Raw genomic sequence first — 21997 nt, 5'->3', positions numbered from 1 at the left:
ATATACAATGCATTAATCATAGAAACGGATTCCTTTCTGGAGGGGAAAGCTTAATGAAGAAGTTGTTGATTTTAAGTATTATTTCTATCCTTTTTCTATCCTTTTTTGCTGGCTGTTCTAAGAGTTCTAGTTCAACGAATGGAAAAGATGTAGTTGAACTAAAATTCTTCCACCGCTGGCCGAATCAACCTAAAAAGCAATATTTTGAAAAGGCAGTCAAAGAGTTTGAGAAGGCCCATCCCAATATTAAAATTAAAACGGAAGCCGTTTTAAACGACTCTTATAAAGAAAAGATTCGCGTTGTCTTAGGATCAAGCACCCCTCCAGATGTATTCTTTTCTTGGAGCGGAGAATTCGCTTATAACTTCGCACGTCAGGGACAATCACTTGATTTAACTAATTTTGTTAATGAAGATAAAGCGTGGTCGGATCAAATCATTGCCTCCCAGTTCAATGCCTTCACTTTAGACAGTAAAATTTACGGAATTCCTTGGTCGACTGACGGAAAGGCCTTCTTTTACAATAAGAAAATTTTCAAGGATTTAAATCTTGAGGTTCCAACCACTTGGTCCGAACTAATTGATATCTCTAAAAAGGTAAAGGCCGCAGGACTTACGCCAATTACATTCGGAAGCAAAGCACCGTGGACGATTTCCCATTATATTGGAACATTGAATCAATTGATGGTGCCACAGGATGTTCTTGATAAAGATTATGATCCCAAAAATCCTGAAGGTGATTACTCACATCCAGGTTATGTTAAAGCATTAGAGAAATTCATGGAACTGAAGCCGTACTTTAATAAGGGAGTTAATTCTGTAGACCATGAATATTCACGGGAGTTATTTAACAGTGGAAAAGCAGCGATCGGCTTCTTCCAGCTTGCAGAAATCGGGCTTATTGAACCATCTTTAAAAGAGGATTTAGGTGTGTTTAATGTACCAGGTGTGGAAGGTGGAGAAGGAAATGCCAACTCCATCACAGCAGCACCAGAAGGAATCATGATTTCTTCGAAAACAAAACATCCAAAAGAAGCAATGGAATTTGTCAAATTCTTAACTTCGAAGGAAAAAGGTACAGAGCAGTTAAAAGAGGTAAGTGAATACAGTGCGGTTAAAGGAACAACAACCGATGAAAATGCATCCAAGCTTCAACAGGATGCCATCAATTTAATTGTTAAGGCTGAACAAACATACTTATGGTTTGATACAGCTGTTGATATTAAAATAGTCGATGCTTATTTAAATGGAACACAGCTAATGTTGGACGGCAAGAAAAGTCCAGAAGATGTAATGAAGGATGTCAGAGCAGCAGCAAAAGAAGTTAAGGCGTCTGCAAAAAAATAGGAAGCCAGAAAAGGTGGTTGCAAGTTGACCACCTTTTTTCTAAAGATACGCCTGTTAAAAAAGGGGAGTTATTATGCAAAATACAAACAAGTGGTTACCATACTTATATATTGCACCTTGCTTAATCTTTATGGCCCTTTTTGTTTACTATCCAATTGTTGAAAACTTTTTTTATAGTTTCTATGATTTCTCTGCTTTTTCCGTAGAAAAAACATTTGTTGGCTTTGAAAATTTCCTAAATCTTTTTAAAGATGAAGTTTTTTATATAGCATTAAAAAATAATCTCTGGTATGCAGTCATCTCAATTATCTTTCAGGTATTTGGCGGACTTATTTTAGCGGCTATACTTGAAGATCCGCTTACAAGAATCATAAGTGGATTGTTCCGGACCGTATTTTTCCTGCCAGTTGTCATTTCGATGACTGTCATTGCTTTACTGTTTACGTTTGTTTATAACCCGGATATCGGAATTTTAAATGGACTATTAAATTGGTTAGGGCTTGAAAATTTAACTAGGGCTTGGCTGGGAGAATCTGAAACAGCTATTTTCGCTGTTATTGCTGTGTCACAGTGGCAAAGTATTGGTTACATTATGATGTTATTTATTGTCTCGATTCAAAATATCCCCCAAGAATTGTATGAGGCTGCAGAGATCGATGGGGCAGGGAAAATTCGTAAATTCTTTTCAATCACTGTTCCACAAGTAAAAGAGATGTTCTTCGTTACAACACTTATTACCTTAACCGGTGCATTTACCGTCTTTAATGAACCGTATATTTTGACAGGCGGCGGACCGGGTAATTCCAGTGAAGTATTAGGAACATTACTCTACCATTCAGCTTTCGGTAAAGACCAAATGGGTTATGCTTCGGCTGTGGCCACTGTGATTTTAATCATCACCTTAATTGTTTCCTTGGTTCAGTTGAAACTATTTAAAACAGGAAAGGATGTTTAGAGTGGAGACAAGCAAAGTAATGGACTACCATCATTCGATCCCAATCACAAAAAAAAATAGGAAGCAAAAGAATGTTGTTAAAAGTCTGCCAATTTTTACAATCCTAATCTTGTATTTTGTAGTGATTGCTTATCCGCTTTTTTGGATGGTAATTAACTCATTTAAGTCCACTCCAGAGATTTTCTCCAGCAGCTGGGCTTTACCAAAAGAATGGCTGTTTTCAAATTATACAGAGGCATGGAACACAGGGATTTCTGGATATTTTGTTAATAGTTTAATTGTTACAGCAACTACCTGCTTCCTAACAGTATTAATAAGTGCACTCGGAGCCTACAGTTTATCTAGGTTTGAATTTAAAGGGAAGAACATCCTATTAGTTTTCTGTATGGGAGGAATGATGCTCTCCCCTCAAGTTAGTTTAGTCCCACTATACAAGCTCATTCAATTATTAGGAATTCATGATACGTATTTTGCAATGATCTTTCCCTATGTTGCTTACCGAATTCCAATCACCATCCTACTGATCAGAGCTGCTTTTCTAGAGGTACCGAAAGAATTAGAGGAGTCTGCCTTTTTGGACGGATGTAATACATGGACCATTTTTACAAAAATCTTTGTTCCTTTAAATAAACCGATTTTACTAACAGGGGTAGTGTTAACTGCATATTTTACTTGGAACGAGTTTATGTTTGCGTTAATCTTTGTTGATTCTGATGCGCTAAAAACCATCCCTGCTGGATTGATGCAATTTCGGGATGCCCTTCAAACGAATTGGGGAGTTCTGATGGCTGGCTTAATGATTTCAGCCCTGCCGATCATTCTCTTATTTATGTTTATGCAGAAGTATTTTATTAGAGGTTTATCATCAGGCAGTGTTAAAGGATAAGGAGGAGTGGGGAAATATGAAAATTATTGGAATAGGCGATAATGTTGTTGATATTTACCAGGATCGTAATGAAATGTTTCCAGGTGGAAATGCTTTAAATGTTGCTGTTTTAGCTAAACAAAATGGAGCGGAGTCTGCGGCATTTATAGGTATTGTTGGAACGGATGTGGAAGGGGATCATATCTTAGATTCTTTAAACAAGAACTTAATAGAAACTAGTCATGTTAGAAGAGCGGTTGGGGAAAGTGGAAAAGCATATGTTGATCTAAATGTGGAAGGGGACCGAATCTTTATTAAATCAAATAAAGGCGGTGTTCAGGCTAAACTCAAGCTTAATCTATCCGTAGATGACTATGAATACATCAAAGCGTTTGATGTGGTACATACCAGTATATATAGTCATTTAGAGGAAGAATTGCCATTTCTTAAACAACATTTACCCGTTTCCTATGATTTCTCTAATCATTTTACAACAGAACAATTAGAAAAGGTTTGCCCTCATATCCAGTTTGCGTTTATTTCAGGAAGTGATTTTACAGAAGTTGAACTAGAAGAGCTCTTCCGTAAAATACATGGACTAGGAACGCCGTTTATCATTATCACTAGAGGTTCTAAGGGCGTAATTATGTCTCATCATAACAAACGATACAAACAGGGAATTGAAGAAGCGAATGTGATTGATACTTTAGGTGCAGGGGATTCTTTCATTGCTGGTTTTTTAACCAACCACTTTAATGGGTTTACCATTGAGGAATCTTTGAAAGCAGCGGCACAGATTGCTGCAAGAACTTGTGAAGTGAACGGTGCATTTGGGTTTGGTAGACAATTAACTTTCTAAAAACAAAAGGAATGAAATGGATACCCATTCATTCCTTTTTTTCTTAAGTTGTTATGGTAAGTGCAATTAATTGGGTTTGTGTTTTGAAATTTGAAATATGAATCGGAACGCCTGTTTCATCGTAAACGGTTTTATCAATATTAAAAAGTGTTTCACCAATTTCGCAGTCCAAATGTTCCGCATCAAATTTTGAAGCAGGAGTAACTGTAATTATTTTTTTGCTTTTTCCAGAATTGATATTGATGTGGTAAATGTTTTTCAAAACTTCATAGGTTGATGCATGTTCTGTGAATCGTGCAGTCAAATCGGGAAAGCGTTCTAACGAGTAATGGGCGATATCTAGGGTAAAAGGCTGTTGATCGATTGACATGATCCGGACCAACTTTAAGACAGGTGAATCAATGGCGATTTGAAGTGCTTCGGCAATTTCCGGAGTAGCTTTCATTTCTTCACAGGCAAGAATTCGCTTGGAAGGATTTTTGCCAATTTGTTTACTAAAATCTGAGAATCCATCAATAGAAACCAATTCTCGGGCAATTTTGGTTCGCGTTACAAAAGTTCCCTTCCCTTGCTTCCGTTCTAAAAAACCCTCATCTGCTAAATCCTGAATCGCTCTTCTTACAGTTATTCGGCTTACGCCATATAACTCACATAATTCCGTTTCATTCGGAAGTCTTTCCCCTGATTTATAAACTCCTTGATCAATGGCCTCCTTCAGTATTTGTTTTAATTGGTCATATAAAGGTGTTGAAATTGAATTGTTTAATTTCATCGATAAAATTCCTTTCGAAACAATAGGTCGTTATATAATATTATATAACAAGTATACATGTGTTGTATAGAAATTATTGATAAGATTTATCATATTTATAAAATATTGGATTTTTTCCTATTCCGTTTACAGGAAATCTTGCAAACTGCAAGTCAACTTTGATTAAACGTTTGTTTTAATTTAAACTAAGTAAAAATGGAGAATTGTGTGTGGTGAGATAAATGGAAAAACCAGTAGAACAAACATATGAGGTTATGGAGGTCTGCTTATTAGCGGGGAAAATCATGCTTCAAAGCGGCGGGGAGACCTATCGGGTAGAAGATACGATGATGCGCATTGCTGCAGCCTTTGGTATAGAAAGTACTCATAGCTACGTAACTCCAACCGGAATTATTTTTTCAGCAGAAGGAACAGAGCCCACGAAGACCAAGCTTATTAGAATATCGGAGCGGTCAACAGACTTGAAAAAAGTCTCTATGGTGAATAGCATTTCAAGGAAAATTACAGGTGGAGAAGTCAATCTAAAAGAAGCTATGGAAAATCTAAAGGAAATTGACTCCCTTAATTTAACGTTTCCCTTTAGGTTCCAAGTGGCCGCTGCGTCACTCGCCAGCGGTTGTTTTATGATTATGTTTGAGGGAGGCTGGAATGATTTTATTCCAGCGATGATTTCAGGCGGAATGGGTTATCTAAGCTTTGTATATTTTCATCGCTTTGTCCCAATCAAGTTTTTCTCGGAGTTTTTAGCATCGTTTGTAATTGGATTGCTTTCATTTTTATTTGTGAAAATTGGAGTCGGTCAGCAATTAGATAAAATTATTATTGGCTCGGTGATGACCTTAGTTCCTGGGCTCTTAGTGACCAATGCGATTAGAGATTTAATGGCGGGTCACTTAGTATCGGGGTTATCAAAGGGTGCGGAAGCTTTTCTAACCGCATTTGCGATTGGGGCAGGGATTGCGGTTGTATTATCTTTTATGTGAAGTGAGGTGTATTTATTGTGGCTGTTCTTGCTCAGGCATTAACAAGCTTAATTGCAACAGGTGCCTTTGGAATTCTATTTAATGCACCGAAAGAATCCTTAGTGAAGTGCGGACTGATAGGAATGGGTGGCTGGTTAATTTATTTCCAGCTAGAAGACTACTCAAATAACGCCATTTTAGCAACATTAGCTGCGACCATTTTTATTGCTGTCATCAGTCAACAATTAGCAAAGTTCTATAAAACGCCAGTGATTATTTTTAGTGTAGCTGGAATTATTCCGCTTGTGCCTGGAGGCCTGGCCTATGATGCGATGCGGAATTTTGTTGAGAACGATTATAATTCAGCGATAGCATTGGCGGCAAAAGTCCTCATGCTGGCAGGATCCATCGCCTTTGGATTAGTTTTTTCAGAAGTAATCAATCAAATAATTCGAAAAATTAACCATAATAAGTTACGAATTTAACCTATTCCCTTTAGTGCAAACTACTAAAGGGACTTTTTTTAAGGAAAACTTAAGCTTTAAAGATTATCATTAATTTGAAAATTCTTTCCATTATTGTTTTTTAGTAAGGTAATATAGTAGTATATTACTATTACCAATTGTCAGTCAACAAAGTCTATTACAAGGAATGGTACATTCATATATGAAAAAAATACTAATTGCAATTCTAGTTGTCTTACTATTATTTATTAGTGCTAAAACGATTTTAGCTGTAAAGTTTGATCGTCAAGAAGCGATACAAGTCACCGAAGCCGCTCCATTAAAAACCCGGATAGTGGCACTTCTCGCAAAAGAGGCACCGAGTATTCCAGATAGTATCATCCTAGATGTACCATTAATAAATCAAATGGACCAACCCATACTTTACAACGGCTGTGAGGTAACAAGCCTTGCGATGATTCTTAATTATCATGGTGTAAAAGTGACTAAAAATGAGTTAGCAGAAAAAATTAAAACAGTTCCGTTAAACTATAGTAACGGTAAAAAGGGTAATCCGAATGCCGGATTTGTCGGCGATATGGCACATGGACCAGGACTAGGAGTTTATAACGGTCCCGTATTCGAACTCGCCCAAAAATATGTCGGTGATAAAGCAGTTAATTTAACAAATCATTCGTTTGATGATGTATTAGAAAAAGTAGGTCAAGGACTTCCTGTTTGGGTCATTACCACGTCCAGCTTTGCTCCAGTTTCTGTTTTTCAAACGTGGAACACCCCGCAAGGACAAATCAAAATTACCTTTAGTGAACATAGTGTAGCGATTACAGGTTACGATGAAAATTATATTTATATTAACAATCCTTACGGTGAAAAGAATCAGAAATTAAATCGCGCCAGTTTTATTAAAGCTTGGGAGCAGATGGGTAAACAAGCGATTGTTATCGAAAAATAAAATGAAAAGGGCCTGATACCGATTCAGGCCTTTTGTTTTGGACTTTTTGGAAGTAAAGTTAGTAAATATGTTCTAAAATGGGCGAAGGCAGAGGAATGAAATATCCCTCTGCCTTCTTAGTTTTATTCATTTAATGAATACGTATCGTAACTTGTGATTGGTTGTACTTCTTGTTAGCAATCGCAAGGTAAAAACTTATATAATAATCATTGTTTATAAAAACAAGTTTGCCGCGGTTATTTTTCCACCTGAAGGTTTTATACCTAAACGACGTAAGCCCTACCTCTCTTACATCCTAACGGCTCCGAAGCCGATCCAGTGTGAATAAGTTTTAATTTTAAAACATAAGCAGAATGCCAGAAAAATTCTTACTTTGCGTTATCTTATCTTTTACAAGTTACAATTAAATGTGAAGCACAAATACTAATATTACAGGACTGGTGCCTATTTGTCAACAATAATAATAAAACTATTTTCTTTAGAGGAATAACCAAAGATATAGCAGAAATATAAATTCTATAAACTCTTATAAAGGGGAATGAGAGAATGGAGGTTTATCCATGATACTTTTTCGAAGGTTGTTTCTTACGGCAGCTAAGTATCGGTATCGTACGGTGCTGTTATTTACGACATTTTATATTTTTATAAACGCTGAGGTTATGAGAATACTAGAGCCTAAAACATTTGAAAATACTTTCCATGCTATTTGGTGGATTCTTACCACGATGACCACGGTTGGCTACGGGGACGTGTATCCGACGACACTGTTGGGGAGAGTTTGGGCGATGGTCATTGTCTATACTGCAGGTATCGGGCTTTTTGGTACGGTTATAGGGATGATCGTCGATGCCGTGTCACGCTACAAACGGATGAAGGAGGAAGGAAGAATGTCTTTTAAAGGAGAAAATCATTACGTTATTATCGGCTGGACTGCCAAAAGCAAAAACACGATAAAAGAGCTGTTTATTGGAGATGATAAAACAGAAATCGTACTAATTGATGAATTAGAGAAGACACCATATGAACATGAGCGGTTTTTATATATCCAGGGGAGCCCCACAGATGAAGAAACATTGAAAAGAGCAAAAATTGAAAGATCAAAAGCAGTTTTGCTTTTTGCCCCAGATGGGATCGACAACCCAGATTTAGCGGATGGTAAAACGCTTTTAACCGCTTCCTCCATCGAGCGCTATGATGAAGGTACGGAAAAAAATATTTATACGATTGCAGAAATTCTAAATGAAAAGCATGTCGGCAATTTTAAACATGTCAAAATTGATGAATTTATCCTTTCTCATGAATCGGTGTCCAACCTGATGGCAAAATCGGCGCAGGCAAAAGGGGCAAGTCATCTTTTTACTCAGTTATTAAGCCGAGAGGATGGAGACGGGGGCAGTGATTTATGGGAAGTTGAAGTTAAGTCCGACTGGAAAACATACGGAGATGCGTACGAGCACCTAAAGCAAAAAGGGGCCCAGCTCATTGCGGACCGGAGTGATCTAAATATATTGAAAAAGTGGAATGAACCTCTATCGAAAGAGGCTCGATTGTTCGTGATATGCGATAAGAATACATATAAATCACTATAAAAAACGCATCTCGAGATGCGTTTTTTTCAATCTAGCTCCAGCGCCTAGGGGCTTGGAGTCATAAGCCAATCCGTCCTGAAGGTTAAAAAGCAACCTTCACGCCGGCTCGTCTTATGCCTGTCGCCCCTGTGCAAAGCGCTTGCGCTTTTTTTAATATGTTAAACACCCAGCAATGACGATGCCGATGGAAACCGAAAGCAGCATTAGAAAAAGGCCGACTGCCTGGTTATCCTCCTCGATGCTTTGACTGACGTTAAAACGAGGTGTAAGCCATTCGGCCAGGTAAAAAACCACAATTTGAGCCACAATTCCGATTGCACCCCATATGGCCATATCCGTAAGAGAAATAGAATTGGCAGCAGTAGAATACAAAACAATGGCAAGGCCTAGAAGCCTTCCCCCAAGGACATAGCTTGCTGCCTTATTTCCTTTTGCCATTAAAGAGAACTCTTTGACCTTTGTTGTTACTTCCATAAGAAACAGTCCTACGAATAAAAGACCAAGTGAAACTGCTAAATATAATAAGAAATTCGTCATATTCATTCCCCCTTGTTTTTTAAACCTACTGGTAAGAAATAAGATTCGTTGCCAGTGATTTTTCCACCTGCCCGAATGCCGATACCTCCGGCCTTTCCGGCAATGAGAAAAGATCCGAATACTAATGAAAGTACCTCGATTCCCTTTTCTGTTTCCAATGAAACAGTAGGGAGAGGGACGTACTGTTGAAATACCGAAACTTCCTCTTTATAGGTTTGAAAGGAATTTTGAGCGGTAATATTGGAGTGTTGATCCCAAATTGTCACCGTATCTCCTTCTCTGCCGAAGGATGGTTTTTGAACATAGTCAAGCTGTCCCTTAAATGCATCTGCTTCAAGATAGGTAGGCAGCATATATTTCATAATCCATCCTTGCTCTTCTTTTGTATAAAATGCTCCCTGTTCTGCTAATCCCCAAATTAAACATTGAATGGATTTCGGCTGCAACAAAAAGGCTGAGACAGGATTTAAAATAGAGAGTTGGCCTTCTTTGACTAGTTGCAATAATTCGATTCCAACCGGGTCACCTGTTATAGGATCCCGATCGTCAACCAAATGTTCAAGAGGATAGGTTTGGCGGTACAACACATCAATAGGTATACCCTCATCGTCGACAAGAGTACCGTCTATAATCCGGAGAGTGGACAATGGAACGATCCGATTTTTAACCTGACATAACTTGCTTAAATATTTAATGGTATTCCAGTCTTCAATATGATCAGAGTGGGCTGTGAACACAATATTAGCCTTCCTTTTTCCTTTTGATGCTTCGATTACTGCGCGTGTAATACCGGAAGAAAGCAGGCGTTCCCCTCCTTCATTTGGATCCAAATAACCAAACTCTGAACAAACCATTCGGTTCATATGAAAACATTCCACAATAAAAGTCGGTGTATCACTATTGAATTCAATTAATTTGAATCCATCCTCGGTAAACACAAAATCGAACCGAGCGATAATGGTTTCAGGGGAGAAGTTTTTCAACCTTAAAAATGGAAGACTTACAGGTGGATACCCAAGTTCAAGGAGTTGTTCATCAGTAAGACTCCGTAACAGGCGGGCGGTTTTGAAAAAAATGTGACCCATGCGTTCTGTTGCTTCTTTTAAAAGGCAGGATGTATGTTCCGTTATCGAATAAACTTGGTAAAGACTATATTCGCTCTCGTATAAATCTGACCAAAAGGTTGGGAATTGCGAATAAAACACCTTTCGATTCGTAGAATAATTCGACATTTCTAACCTCCAAATCCACCCTTTGAACCACTGCCGAATCCTCCTTTAAAGCTTGAAGAGGATTTGTATGACTTGTAAGAGGAGGATTTCAAAAGTGATGATTTATTTCGATAATAGCTTCCCCCGTAAAAAAAATGACCATAATGAGACGAGTGGGTATCATCACATTGCCATACCCCTTGGTCATCATCCCAGTCCCAGTCTCGGCACCTGCTGTCATCGGGCTTTGGGGGGCGGTCGTCTGAACAGGCAGAAAGTGTTCCGGCTATGAGGGAAGTGATAACACCAGTCACTAACCATTGGGTTTTCTTCACTGTTTCACGCTCCTTATTGAATGTATATATTAATTATAAAAGTAAACCTAAGGAAAACAATGGTAAAATAAAAGAAAAAATGAAAGAGGGATGAAATTTGAGGTTGGAATATCGATTGGATGATGAATATCAAAAGTTTCCTGCCCTTTGGAGCTATTTAGATTTAACTGTTAGTGAGGCAGTAGCAAGAATGACATGTGAATACTTCGTCAAAGAATCTGAAACGTATGTGGTAACGGCCACAGCCATAGATCCAGACGGGACGGCTGTCCTTTACGTGAAAAAAGAAAAGCCATCCTATGACGACATAATTGAAGAACAGTATTCCCATATTGGTTTTGAAGTTAGAGAGCTTCAGAGAAACAGGTCCGACCTGATCGAGAAAAAAGATGTTTGGAATCATGAAGAAGTTTTGGTTGTCCTTCACTCCGATATTATTTACATTCAGAGAGACGGAAGGTTTCTAGAATTCGCCCTTGATTCAAGGGAAATTGACGAAGACCGAAAATGTTATGTTTATTATGGGAGTTTCACTGGGAAAACTCGATAGATGTGAATAGCACACAATAACGTGTGCTATTTTACTAGTACGGTACGGAAGGAAAGTACACTAAAAAAGAAAAAACCTGTGATTTTATAAAGGAAAAAGACGATTTTTGTCGTATTTTTAGGGATATAGATGTATTGTCCTGGAGGAATAACGATGCTTGTAGAAAAACTTCTTTTGAATGTATTAATTTCATTAGCACCTGTCCTACTTTTTAGCATACTTATTGAAAATAAGCGCAAAATTAATTATCCAATCTTATGTGGTTTGCTTCAAAGCATTGCTGCACTTACTTGTATGATTTTTTCGTATTCGAACTATGGATTTAATTGGGACCTCCGCTATGTTCCTCTTATACTAGCCTTTCTTTACGCAGGTCCAGTTGCGGGAGGGATGGTTGTAACGACCCTGCTTGGCGCACGCATCTTAATGGGGGGCGAAACAGTTGTTTTTGGCCTAGTAAATACTCTTTTAACGGCTCTTGTCCCGTTCCTCTTAAACAAAAGGTTTTTTAGTTATACCCCAAATAAAAGGTTAGTTCTCACAACTTTAATATGTGGATGGTCCCTGCTCCTTTGTTATATTTCGCTTACCACGTTTCGCTATTTTGAGGGGAATTTCTTAAAACTAGATTTTAATATTCCTGACCTCCTCCTTGTTGCCCTCATTCAAACAGGGGCAATTGCCCTGGAGGCAAAGCTTGTTGAGGGGATTATCGAACGAAGTCGAATGAAGAAAGAGATTCAGCGGGCTGAAAAGCTAAATACGCTAGGGGAAATTGCGGCATCCATTGCTCATGAGGTTCGAAATCCATTAACTGTGGTGAAGGGATTCCTTCAATTGATGCAGCAGGATGAAAAGGGGGAAAATTATCAATATCTTTCACTTGTTTTGAGCGAATTAGGTAGGGCAGAGTCGATTATTAGTGATTATTTAAATTTTGCAAAGCCGAAATTTGAAAAAATAGAAGAGTTTCCTTTAAAAGAAGTCCTAGCAGAAGTTGTCATGCTTTTGGAGCCACTGGCTGCCAAACAAGGAGTGCGGCTTGAAAGCGAACTTGACTCAACCGGGTTCACACTCGTCACTGATCGAAACCAATTAAAACAGGCGCTGGTTAACCTAATTAAAAATGCAATTGAAGCAACCCCTGATGGTGGGAAAGTAACAATACATAACAATTCCGATAATAATAAAGCGTCTATATTAATTATGGATACTGGTAAAGGAATGACACCAGATCAATTAGCACGGATTGGAACCTTGTTTTATACAACAAAAGATATGGGAACAGGGCTAGGTACATCCGTTTCCTTAAGAATTATTGAAACAATGAACGGAAAAGTCTTTTACAAGAGCAAGCCGGGAGTTGGGACGGAGGTAAGGATGGTCCTTCCTGGCAGTCAAAAAACAGCATTGGTAAATTTTTAATAATCAAGGCTAACCGAATGCTAGGATGGTTGGCTTATTTTTTTGATATAGTAGTAGGGAAAAGTAAAGACGAAAGGTGAGATACCATGCTCGAATTATTGCCTCTCATGCTTGAACGTGTCGGTATTCTTATCATTGTAGCGTTTCTTCTCTCGAGGATGAAATCTTTCCGTCAAATCATTCATAACGAACATGGCATTAGAGCTAAGGTAGCTATGATTGCTATTTTCGGAACTTTCGGTGTTATCAGTAATTATACTGGTGTAGAGATTGGACATGGAACAATTACCTCCCAGGACTGGTTGACAAAAATGGACAGTGAAAGTGCGATCGCTAATACTAGAATTATGGGTGTAACGATAGGTGGTTTACTTGGCGGACCCGTTGTTGGAATTGGGGTCGGTTTAATTGCTGGTATACACCGATTGACCCTAGGTGGTTTTACAGCTGCTGCTTGTGCCCTGTCAACGATTATGGCTGGAGTTGTCACAGGAATCTTAAGTAAGCGATTTAAGATTCAAGAGTGGAATTCGCCTTGGAAGGCTGTTTTCATGGGGATATTAATGGAATGTGCCCAGATGGGGATTATTCTTTTACAAGCCAGACCATTTAATGAGGCTCTGCATCTTGTAGAGGTAATTGCTTTCCCGATGATTACGATTAATGGGTTTGGAACACTTCTTTTTGTTTTGATAATCCAGGAAATTCTGCAAGAACAAGAGCGGATGAGAGCACTTCAAACACATAAAGCCTTATACATCGCCAACCAGACTCTCCCTTTTTTTCGCCAAGGTTTAAATGTGGATTCTTGTACAAAGGCAGCGGAGATTATTCTCCATTGGACCAATGCTGATGCCATTTCTATTACAGATCAGTCCCATGTTCTTGCCCATGTCGGTACAGGCTCAGACCATCATATTCCATCAGGAAACATGGCGACGGAATTAACGAAGAAGGTGCTGGAACAAGGGAAAATCACAATTGCGAAATCGGTTCATGAAATTCAATGTTTTAACCTAAACTGCCCTTTGAAAGCAGCCATTGTATTACCTTTACAGGTCCATGCAAAAACAGTGGGGACACTGAAGCTGTATTTCACTGATTCTAGTAAACTAGACCGGGTTGAACAAGAGTTGGCAGAGGGTTTAAGTAACCTATTTTCGGTCCAATTAGAAATGGCGGAGCTGGAAATGCAAAGAAGATTATTAAAAGATGCGGAGATTAAGGCTTTGCAAGCCCAAGTCCATCCACATTTCTTATTCAATGCTATTAATACGATTTCAAGTCTTATTCGAACAGATGCCGATAAAGCTAGGAGTCTATTAATCAAACTAAGTACCTTCTTCCGAAGTAATCTACAGGGAGCAAGGCAAATGTTAATACCGCTCGAAAAAGAACTCGAACATATTGAGGCTTACCTAACCATTGAGCAAGCACGCTTTCCAAACCGTTATCATGTTGAATTGGATATTTCACCACCGCTAGAAAGGGTACTAGTTCCGCCTTTTACATTGCAGCCGCTTGTTGAAAATGCAATTCGTTATGCTTTTCCGAAGGCGAAACATGGAACCGTAAAAGTCCGTGCCTTCCAGGAAGGGGAGAAAATGGTCCTTTTAACTGAAGATGATGGAAAGGGTATCTCAGCAGAGCTGCTTGGAACACTGGGAAACCAAACAGTGGATTCATCTGGAGGGACAGGAACAGCGCTCTGGAATATCAAAAAAAGGATTGAAGAAATTTATGGTCAAAATGCTTCTTTTCAAATTGAAAGTAGCCTTAATGAAGGAACGAAAGTATCGATTACACTACCGTTAACACAACAAAAGTGGGGTGAGGATGTTGTTAAAGGCTTTTATTGTGGATGATGAGCCGTTAGCTAGAGATGAGCTGACCTATCTTCTTAAACGAAGCAAACAGATTGAAATAGTAGGGGAATCTGATAGTGTAGAAGGCTCATTTGAAAAAATAAGCAATCTAGAACTTGATGTTATTTTTTTAGATATCCAGCTCGCTGATGAAAGTGGAATTGAAATTGCAGCTCATGTTAATAAACTTGATCACCCTCCATTAATTGTATTTGCGACAGCGTTTGATGAATATGCCCTTAAGGCTTTTGAATTAAATGCTGTTGATTACATCTTAAAACCTTTTGATGAAAAAAGAGTCTTTCAAACAATTGAGAAGCTTTATAAACTTATCGAATATAAAAAACAAGCTATTCCTTTTTCAATTCAGAAAAATAATTTTGTTAACGAAAGGTCTGAAAAGCTTGCGATAACAATTGATGAAAAAATTGTTATCGTAAACATAAGTGACATACTCTATATCGGTACAAATGAAGGGAAAACAGTTATTGCGACAGGGAACTCAAAGTACTCTGTCAGTGATACGCTAATCACTTTCGAAAGGAAGCTGCAGCATTCGTCGATCATTCGTGTCCACCGCGCTTATTTAGTTAATGTCGATGCCATTATTGAGATAGAGCCTTGGTTTAATTCTACCTACAACTTAATTATGAAGGATGGAGAAAAGGTTCCAGTAAGCAGAACCTATACAAAAGAGCTAAAACAGTTTCTTGGTTTTTAAGAAGCTGTTTTTTGCATTTCATTCTATTATTCTTGTTTTTCATCGTCAAATCCTTGCATTTTAGCTTGAAAACCCAATGTTGGCGTTTTCTTTCGTTAAAATAGAGACAAGTGAAGTATGAATATAGGAGGCTAGAATAATATGAATGCGGTTTCAGTTGTAATTTGTTCGATCTGTATTTTAATGATTGCTTATCGTTTATACGGAACATTCATGGCAGCAAAGGTTTTAAAATTAGATGATTCAAAGCAGACACCGGCACATGAATTAAACGATGGTAAGGACTATGTTCCAACCAATAAATGGGTAACATTTGGTCACCACTTTGCAGCAATCGCTGCGGCAGGCCCGCTTGTAGGTCCAATCCTTGCAGCGCAATTTGGTTACTTGCCTGGTCTACTCTGGCTGTTAATTGGGGCTGTTATTGGTGGGGCAGTTCATGATGCGGTGGTACTATTTGCATCGATGAGAAAAAAGGGAAAGTCCTTATCAGAAGTAGCGAAGGATGAACTTGGACCTGTTGCAGGTTTTTGTACGGGTCTTGCCATGTTGTTCATTATTACCATCACAATGGCAGGTCTTTCAATGGTTGTTCTTCATGCACTTGAACACAATCCATGGGGAACCTTCTCAGTGGGAATCACGATTCCAATTGCGATGTTTATTGGGATCGCTTATAAAAAAACCGGCAACTTGAAATTAACATCGACTATAGGTTTTATTCTCGTTATGGTCGGAGTGTTTGTTGGTCCGTCCATTCAAAATACGGTATTAGGTGATTGGCTGACATTAGATACAAAAACATTAGCTATTATACTACCAATTTACGCTTTCTTTGCAGCAGCGTTGCCAGTATGGCTTTTACTTGCACCACGTGATTACTTGAGCAGTTTTATGAAAATTGGCGTATTTATTGCACTTATCATTGGAGTATTCATTATCAATCCCGCAATTGAGATGCCTGCTTTCACAAAATTCACATCAGGCGGTGGACCGGTATTAGGTGGTCCTGTATGGCCATTTATCTCAATTACGATTGCCTGTGGAGCGATCTCCGGTTTCCATGCTTTCGTAGGTTCAGGTACGACTCCTAAAATGCTTGATCGTTGGTCTGATATAAAAGTGGTAGGTTTTGGCGCCATGCTTGTAGAATGTGTGGTTGGCATCATGGCATTGATTGCGGCAACAGCCCTTCAGCCTGCAGACTATTTTGCGATTAACTCAACACCTGAAGTCTTTAAAACACTTGGCATGCAAGTGCAGGAGCTACCGAAACTTGCCAATGAAATTGGCATTAATCTTGAAGGTAGAACCGGTGGTGCGGTGACATTAGCAGTAGGTATGACCTATATCTTCACAGCCATTCCATGGTTTGCAAAATTATCATCTTACTTCTTCCAGTTTGTTATTATGTTCGAAGCTGTATTTATCTTAACAGCCATTGACTCTGGAACACGAGTTGCTCGCTATTTAATCCAAGACTTTTTCGGTGAATTCTATAAGCCATTGAAGAAAACAGATTGGCTTCCGGGTTCTATTTTTGCCAGCGCATTAGCATGTTTTATGTGGGGTTACCTACTCTTCTCGGGTGATATTGGCTCCGTCTGGGCGCTGTTTGGTGTTTCTAATCAACTAATGGCATCCATCGGTCTAATTATCGGTGCAACAGTAATACTGAGCATTGCTGATAAACGTCGATATATGCTTACATGCTTGGTACCGCTGGCTTATCTCTTTGTAACTGTAAACTATGCGGGCTACTGGATGGTGAAAAATGTTTATCTAAATTCTGCAGCAGCAGGCTATAGTGTCTTAAATGGGGTTTTATCTATTATTATGTTAGCACTTGGTATGATTATTATGGTGACTGCTATTAGAAAATGGATCACTATGTGGAATTCACCGCGGATTAAGCTTGAAAGAAATGTAGCTTAAAAAAACGAAACAGATTACCTCGGATGTCAATTTCTTCGAGGAATCTGTTTTTTTGTTATTTAGGAAATGAATATTCATTAAAATGGAAATCATATTAATTATATCAGGATAGTAGAAACCTTTGAAAAAAGGTTTCTACTAATTAATAAAAGATTAAGGCAGGGCATTTCCATCACATGAATTTCCATGGAATAATATTCAAATAGTTTTATTTTTCAAAAAATATTGCTTTTTCGCTAAAATAATTATATTATTTCGATATACATTTTTAGCGAACTGTTTTTTCAGAACATTCCGCCATCATTTCGTGGAGGTAAACCAATGAATTTATTTAGAAAAAAATCAATAAAGGATCTTATACAAGAAGCTGGGCAAAAAGATGTAATTTTAAAGAAAGATATAGGTGCCTTTGATTTATCCATGCTTGGAATTGGAGCTATTATAGGTACTGGAATATTTGTATTAACTGGTGTGGCAGCAGCAGAACATGCAGGACCTGCACTTATTTTATCTTTTGTTTTGTCTGGATTAGCGTGCGTATTTGCTGCTCTATGTTATGCGGAATTTGCATCCACTGTACCGGTTTCAGGGAGTGCGTATACGTATAGCTACGCTACCTTTGGTGAAATAATTGCTTGGATATTGGGCTGGGATTTAATCCTTGAATACGGGTTCGCATCATCTGCTGTTGCTAGTGGTTGGTCAGGGTATTTACAAGGGCTTCTAGCTGGCTTTGGTATTCATTTTCCTAAAGCAATCACAAGTGCATATGATCCAGCAAACGGCACATTTATCGATGTTCCGGCAATTCTTATTATAGTAATCATCACGTTGCTATTAACACAAGGTGTTAAAAAATCTGCTCGCTTTAACACAATTATGGTAATTATAAAGTTAGTCGTTGTTTTGTTATTTATCGGAGTGGGCGCTTGGTATGTAAAGCCTTCAAACTGGACGCCATTTATGCCGTTTGGATTTTCAGGTATTACTGCTGGAGCTGCAACGGTGTTCTTTGCTTATATTGGCTTTGATGCCGTCTCAACTGCAGCTGAAGAAGTGAAAAATCCACAAAAGAATATGCCAATTGGTATTATCGCATCTTTACTAGTATGTACGGTGTTATATATTATTGTCTCTGCCATTCTTACTGGAATCGTTCCTTACCAAGAGTTAGGCGTGAAAAACCCGGTTGCATTTGCACTTAATTATATCCATCAGGATTGGGTGGCTGGTTTTATTTCGCTTGGTGCGATTGCAGGTATTACAACAGTATTATTGGTTTTACTTTATGGACAATCTCGTTTATTTTATGCGATTAGCCGTGATGGCCTATTGCCAAAAGTATTTTCAAAAGTAGATAAGAACAAGCAGACACCAATGGTGAATTCATGGATTATTTGTTTGCTAGTATCGATTTTTGCAGGTTTAGTTCCATTAAACAAACTTGCAGAACTAACAAATATCGGAACACTCTTTGCCTTTATGACGGTTGCAGTGGGGATTTTATATCTTCGAAAAAATAAACAAGCACCTAAAACAGGCTTCCGGGTTCCATTTGTACCTTATATTCCAATTCTTGCTTTTGTGTTCTGTGGGTATTTAATTATTCAGTTACCAAAAACGACTTGGATTAGCTTCGGAGTTTGGCTTGTGATCGGACTATTCGTTTATTTCGGGTATGGACGTAAACATTCAACCTTGAATAAAACAGTGGATCAGTTGAAAAAAGTTAGCTAATTGGATCAAACAAGAAAGGGGCTTACTCTAGGTAAGTCCTTTTTTGTTTGTTTGATTTTATCGAAAAATGTCGAAACTCATCGCTTTTACAAAAATAAAGTAATTTAAACATAAGAAAGATGATAAAATAGGAGCAGGTTTTTTATCTAATTTAATACAAGATGATCAGATTGAGGAGAAACAAACATGAAAGAAGGCATCAACAATCCTAAGCTTATATTTGAAGAAAGAAAGGCAATCATTCTATTTTTATGGTTGTTTAATTTATTATATTATTCATTTGAAATTTTCTATTTTTATATTAGGCCTAAATTAAATAAGAAAGTAAATCCTTTTGATACAAATGAGGTTGGTCTGGGAGTATGGTTATATATTCTAATCTTTTGTTTGCTGCCGATTGCTATTTATTTTTTTAAAAAGGGGAATCCTTACGTAGTAAAATATATCTACATCATAGGTTACATTGGTATTGATATTATTGATAACTTGATGAAATATCTGGGAACAACAGATTCATTTGGTTCAGGTAATATTGTTGAGGTTTTATTTATCCTGTTTTGTCCCATTTTTGTGAATAACAAATATTTCTGGGTTGTTTCACTAGGGATGATAGGGAAGGAATTATTATTAGGATTAATTTTACAAGATTTAAACGTATTAATTCCAACAGTTATCTATGTCATCTTATCAGTGATAGCCTATATTTTAGTGATACGCTTTAATTCCTATATTCAAACCTTGACAACCGTTTACGAAGAACTACGACAAAAAGAAAAGCTGGCTGTTATTGGTCAAATGGCTGCGGCAATCGGCCATGAAATACGGAATCCCCTATCATCATTAAAGGGCTTTACACAACTGCAGCAGGAACGGTACCCAAACACAAACGATTATTATCCCATTATGATACAGGAAATCGACCGGATTAATTCCATTGTTAATGATCTGATGTACATTGGAAAACCAAGAGTAATCAAATTTGAAAAGGCAAGTATTGAAGAAATAATTGCTTATACATTATCCATTACGCAACAACAGGCCGAAAGACAAGGAGTAATTGTTGAAACAATAATGGCTGGCCCCTTACCACCTCTTGATTGTGATGATAAACAATTAAAACAAGTATTTATTAATTTGATAAAAAATGCGATCGAAGCAATGCCTGAGGGCGGTAGGATAGAAATACGTGTTAAAGTATTAGAAAAACACACACTGTCCGTTTCAATTCAAGATGAGGGGTGTGGAATTGCTGATGAGAATATCCTAAATCTTGGAGAACCATTTTTTACTACAAAAACGGATGGAACAGGCTTAGGCTTAATGGTTACAGATCAAATAATTAAGGACCACAGGGGTGCGATGAAAATTAAAAGTATTATTGATAAAGGAACACGAGTAATTGTAACTTTACCGATACTACAAATAGATAAATAGTTCTACAATTATACAAAATGTATCAAAATAAAGTGTTTCAAGGGTATTATCAATGATATATAATGTAGAGGAATACTGAACATTAATAGATTTTGTAATTTCTTGTATAGATTGAAAAAAGTAAAAATATTTTATATTAGCATTTCTATGAGGCTTTTATGGAAAGTACAATGGGATAGATACATGGAGGAGTTTATGTTACCTAATGAAGAAAAAAGAACTGTTAAATGGTTTCTTTTATTTTTTTATATAATTCTTGTAGGTTATGATTTTTTTTATTACTATCTTTTCCCAGCCTTCATAGAACATGAAGAAGTGGGCCCGCCTAGTAAATTTTTTTATTTAACTTATGTCCTTTTAATAATATTAATTCCAATAGCATATTATTTAAATAAGCGGAATAAGCAAGCTTCAATAAAATACGTATTTTTTACAAGCTATCTATTGGTTACTTTTATTGTGGATATCTTATCCTTCTATGGAAGGGGAGCGTCTTACAAAAGTGGGAATTTAATAGAAGTGTTTTTACTTTTATCACTACCTCTTTTCCTTAATAGAAAATATTTTTGGCTAGTAAGTTTAGGTGTTACGGCAAGATATTTATTCGTTGGTATTATATTAAAGACATCTTATGTAATAATCCCAATTATTTTAATAGCTGTACTGTCTATCATGGCATTTTTTTTATTAGTTCGTTTTCAGGGATACGTAAAAGCGATAAGTACTTCATACGACAAACAATTAGAAGGAATTGTAAAAGGTGTTATTGCTACTCTGGAGTTAAAGGATCCGTATACTAAGGGACATAGTGAAAGAGTAGCCAGTTATGCTTTGTTGTTAGCAAAGGAAATAGGTAAGCTTTCCAAAGATGAGCAAAAATCATTTTATTATGCATGTTTATTACATGATATAGGAAAAGTTCATATCCCTGACCGTATTCTAATGAAACCAGGGAAGCTGACAAACGATGAATTTGAAATAATAAAATCACATCCAGTTGTTGGTGCTGAAGCAGTTGATAATGTCGAGGGGATTAAAGGTAGTCTTTCTGTCATTCGTTCGCATCATGAACGTTGGGATGGTAAAGGGTATCCTGATCAATTAAAAGGAGAAGAAATCCCCTTCCTTGCTAGAGTGGCTGCAGTTGCAGATGCTTTTGATGCAATGACATCTTCTCGATCTTATCGAGCAGCAATGCCAGTTGAAGTAGCCTATCAACGCATCATTGACGGAAAAGGTTCCCAATTTGATCCCATGTTAGTGGAAGAATTCAAAAAGGTATATCCAGCATGGATTAAATTTCATGAAAAATATCCCTGGTTAAAAGAATGGGAATTTCCTAAGGAGGTGGATTTATGAAAATCCGAAAGCTGAAAAAGGTAAAAACAACTTGCTGGTGGTGTCAATTTGTTCCTGGTTGGAAAGGTTAAAAAAAAGGATGCTAGCGAAAAGCTAAGCATCCTTTCTTAATGATAAAATATGA

Annotated in this window: 20 protein-coding genes; 16 read left to right on the top strand and 4 right to left on the bottom strand. The window is 37.6% G+C overall.

Annotation, left to right across the window (positions count from 1 at the left end; translation table 11 throughout):
- The first annotated feature begins 53 nt into the window (after nt 1–53).
- The 4 genes from COE25_RS00785 to COE25_RS00770 all read left to right on the top strand — a co-directional run bounded on the left by COE25_RS00785 (nt 54) and on the right by COE25_RS00770 (nt 4025).
- Nucleotides 54–1346 (top strand): ABC transporter substrate-binding protein, encoded by a 1293-nt coding sequence (locus COE25_RS00785; protein ID WP_098930130.1) that lies wholly within the window; start codon nt 54–56, stop codon nt 1344–1346.
- 73 nt (nt 1347–1419) lie between these two features.
- Nucleotides 1420–2301 carry a carbohydrate ABC transporter permease gene (locus COE25_RS00780; protein ID WP_098930128.1) on the top strand — a complete coding sequence of 294 codons (882 nt, stop codon included), beginning with the start codon at nt 1420–1422 and terminating at the stop codon, nt 2299–2301.
- Nucleotides 2294–3187 (top strand): carbohydrate ABC transporter permease, encoded by an 894-nt coding sequence (locus COE25_RS00775; RefSeq protein ID WP_373408485.1) that lies wholly within the window; start codon nt 2294–2296, stop codon nt 3185–3187. The genes COE25_RS00780 and COE25_RS00775 overlap by 8 nt, the downstream gene beginning before the upstream one ends.
- Nucleotides 3188–3203: 16 nt before the next feature.
- A complete protein-coding gene (locus tag COE25_RS00770) occupies nt 3204–4025 on the top strand; it encodes a PfkB family carbohydrate kinase (RefSeq protein WP_098930126.1) in 822 nt (273 codons plus the stop codon).
- Between the two features lie 43 nt (nt 4026–4068).
- On the opposite strand, the gene COE25_RS00765 is transcribed toward COE25_RS00770, so the two are convergent.
- Nucleotides 4069–4797 carry a UTRA domain-containing protein gene (locus tag COE25_RS00765; protein WP_088085747.1) on the bottom strand — a complete coding sequence of 243 codons (729 nt, stop codon included), beginning with the start codon at nt 4795–4797 and terminating at the stop codon, nt 4069–4071.
- Nucleotides 4798–5018: 221 nt separating this feature from the next.
- Between COE25_RS00765 and COE25_RS00760 the strand changes: the two genes are divergently transcribed.
- The 4 genes from COE25_RS00760 to COE25_RS00745 all read left to right on the top strand — a co-directional run bounded on the left by COE25_RS00760 (nt 5019) and on the right by COE25_RS00745 (nt 8764).
- Nucleotides 5019–5780: a threonine/serine exporter family protein gene (locus COE25_RS00760; protein WP_098930124.1), complete on the top strand. Its 762-nt coding sequence runs from the start codon at nt 5019–5021 to the stop codon at nt 5778–5780.
- Between the two features lie 17 nt (nt 5781–5797).
- Nucleotides 5798–6244, top strand: coding sequence for a threonine/serine exporter family protein (locus COE25_RS00755; RefSeq protein ID WP_098930122.1), 447 nt, complete (start codon nt 5798–5800; stop codon nt 6242–6244).
- Between the two features lie 181 nt (nt 6245–6425).
- On the top strand, nt 6426–7175 hold the full coding sequence (locus tag COE25_RS00750) for a C39 family peptidase (RefSeq protein ID WP_098930120.1): 750 nt from the start codon (nt 6426–6428) through the stop codon (nt 7173–7175).
- Nucleotides 7176–7735: 560 nt separating this feature from the next.
- Complete coding sequence (locus tag COE25_RS00745; protein WP_098930118.1) at nt 7736–8764, top strand: potassium channel family protein; 1029 nt, start codon at nt 7736–7738, stop codon at nt 8762–8764.
- A 150-nt stretch (nt 8765–8914) separates the two neighbouring features.
- Here COE25_RS00745 and COE25_RS00740 read toward each other — a convergent pair whose 3' ends face one another.
- From COE25_RS00740 to COE25_RS00730, 3 genes are read right to left on the bottom strand one after another with little or no spacing between them, the layout of a single operon-like run.
- Nucleotides 8915–9301, bottom strand: a complete 387-nt coding sequence (locus COE25_RS00740) for a DUF350 domain-containing protein (RefSeq protein WP_088085752.1) — start codon at nt 9299–9301, stop codon at nt 8915–8917.
- Between the two features lie 2 nt (nt 9302–9303).
- Nucleotides 9304–10533 carry a glutathionylspermidine synthase family protein gene (locus COE25_RS00735; protein ID WP_098930116.1) on the bottom strand — a complete coding sequence of 410 codons (1230 nt, stop codon included), beginning with the start codon at nt 10531–10533 and terminating at the stop codon, nt 9304–9306.
- A gap of 2 nt (nt 10534–10535) precedes the next feature.
- Nucleotides 10536–10847: a hypothetical protein gene (locus tag COE25_RS00730; RefSeq protein ID WP_088085754.1), complete on the bottom strand. Its 312-nt coding sequence runs from the start codon at nt 10845–10847 to the stop codon at nt 10536–10538.
- 97 nt (nt 10848–10944) lie between these two features.
- Here COE25_RS00730 and COE25_RS00725 point away from each other — a divergent pair, with 97 nt between their 5' ends.
- From COE25_RS00725 to COE25_RS00690, 8 genes are all read left to right on the top strand, one after another.
- Nucleotides 10945–11397, top strand: a complete 453-nt coding sequence (locus COE25_RS00725; protein ID WP_088085755.1) for a hypothetical protein — start codon at nt 10945–10947, stop codon at nt 11395–11397.
- 153 nt (nt 11398–11550) lie between these two features.
- Nucleotides 11551–12822 carry an ATP-binding protein gene (locus COE25_RS00720; protein WP_098930114.1) on the top strand — a complete coding sequence of 424 codons (1272 nt, stop codon included), beginning with the start codon at nt 11551–11553 and terminating at the stop codon, nt 12820–12822.
- A gap of 86 nt (nt 12823–12908) precedes the next feature.
- Nucleotides 12909–14687, top strand: a complete 1779-nt coding sequence (locus tag COE25_RS00715) for a sensor histidine kinase (protein ID WP_098930112.1) — start codon at nt 12909–12911, stop codon at nt 14685–14687.
- Nucleotides 14662–15408 (top strand): LytR/AlgR family response regulator transcription factor, encoded by a 747-nt coding sequence (locus COE25_RS00710; RefSeq protein ID WP_088090321.1) that lies wholly within the window; start codon nt 14662–14664, stop codon nt 15406–15408. Before COE25_RS00715 ends, COE25_RS00710 begins: the two co-directional genes overlap by 26 nt.
- Nucleotides 15409–15549: 141 nt before the next feature.
- Entirely contained in the window at nt 15550–17343 is a 1794-nt protein-coding gene (gene cstA, locus COE25_RS00705) for a carbon starvation protein CstA (protein ID WP_098930110.1), read from the top strand.
- A 321-nt stretch (nt 17344–17664) separates the two neighbouring features.
- Nucleotides 17665–19080 (top strand): branched-chain amino acid transporter BcaP, encoded by a 1416-nt coding sequence (gene bcaP / locus COE25_RS00700; RefSeq protein ID WP_098930108.1) that lies wholly within the window; start codon nt 17665–17667, stop codon nt 19078–19080.
- Between the two features lie 186 nt (nt 19081–19266).
- Nucleotides 19267–20514 (top strand): ATP-binding protein, encoded by a 1248-nt coding sequence (locus COE25_RS00695; protein ID WP_098930106.1) that lies wholly within the window; start codon nt 19267–19269, stop codon nt 20512–20514.
- A 195-nt stretch (nt 20515–20709) separates the two neighbouring features.
- Nucleotides 20710–21873: an HD-GYP domain-containing protein gene (locus COE25_RS00690; protein ID WP_098930104.1), complete on the top strand. Its 1164-nt coding sequence runs from the start codon at nt 20710–20712 to the stop codon at nt 21871–21873.
- Nucleotides 21874–21997 lie beyond the last annotated feature (124 nt).

It is taken from the genome of Bacillus sp. AFS031507 (genome assembly GCF_002584635.1).
Classification (GTDB): Bacteria; Bacillota; Bacilli; order Bacillales; family Cytobacillaceae; genus Neobacillus.
Note: the sequence above shows the minus strand (reverse complement) of the source record. Positions and strands in the feature narration are given on the sequence as shown.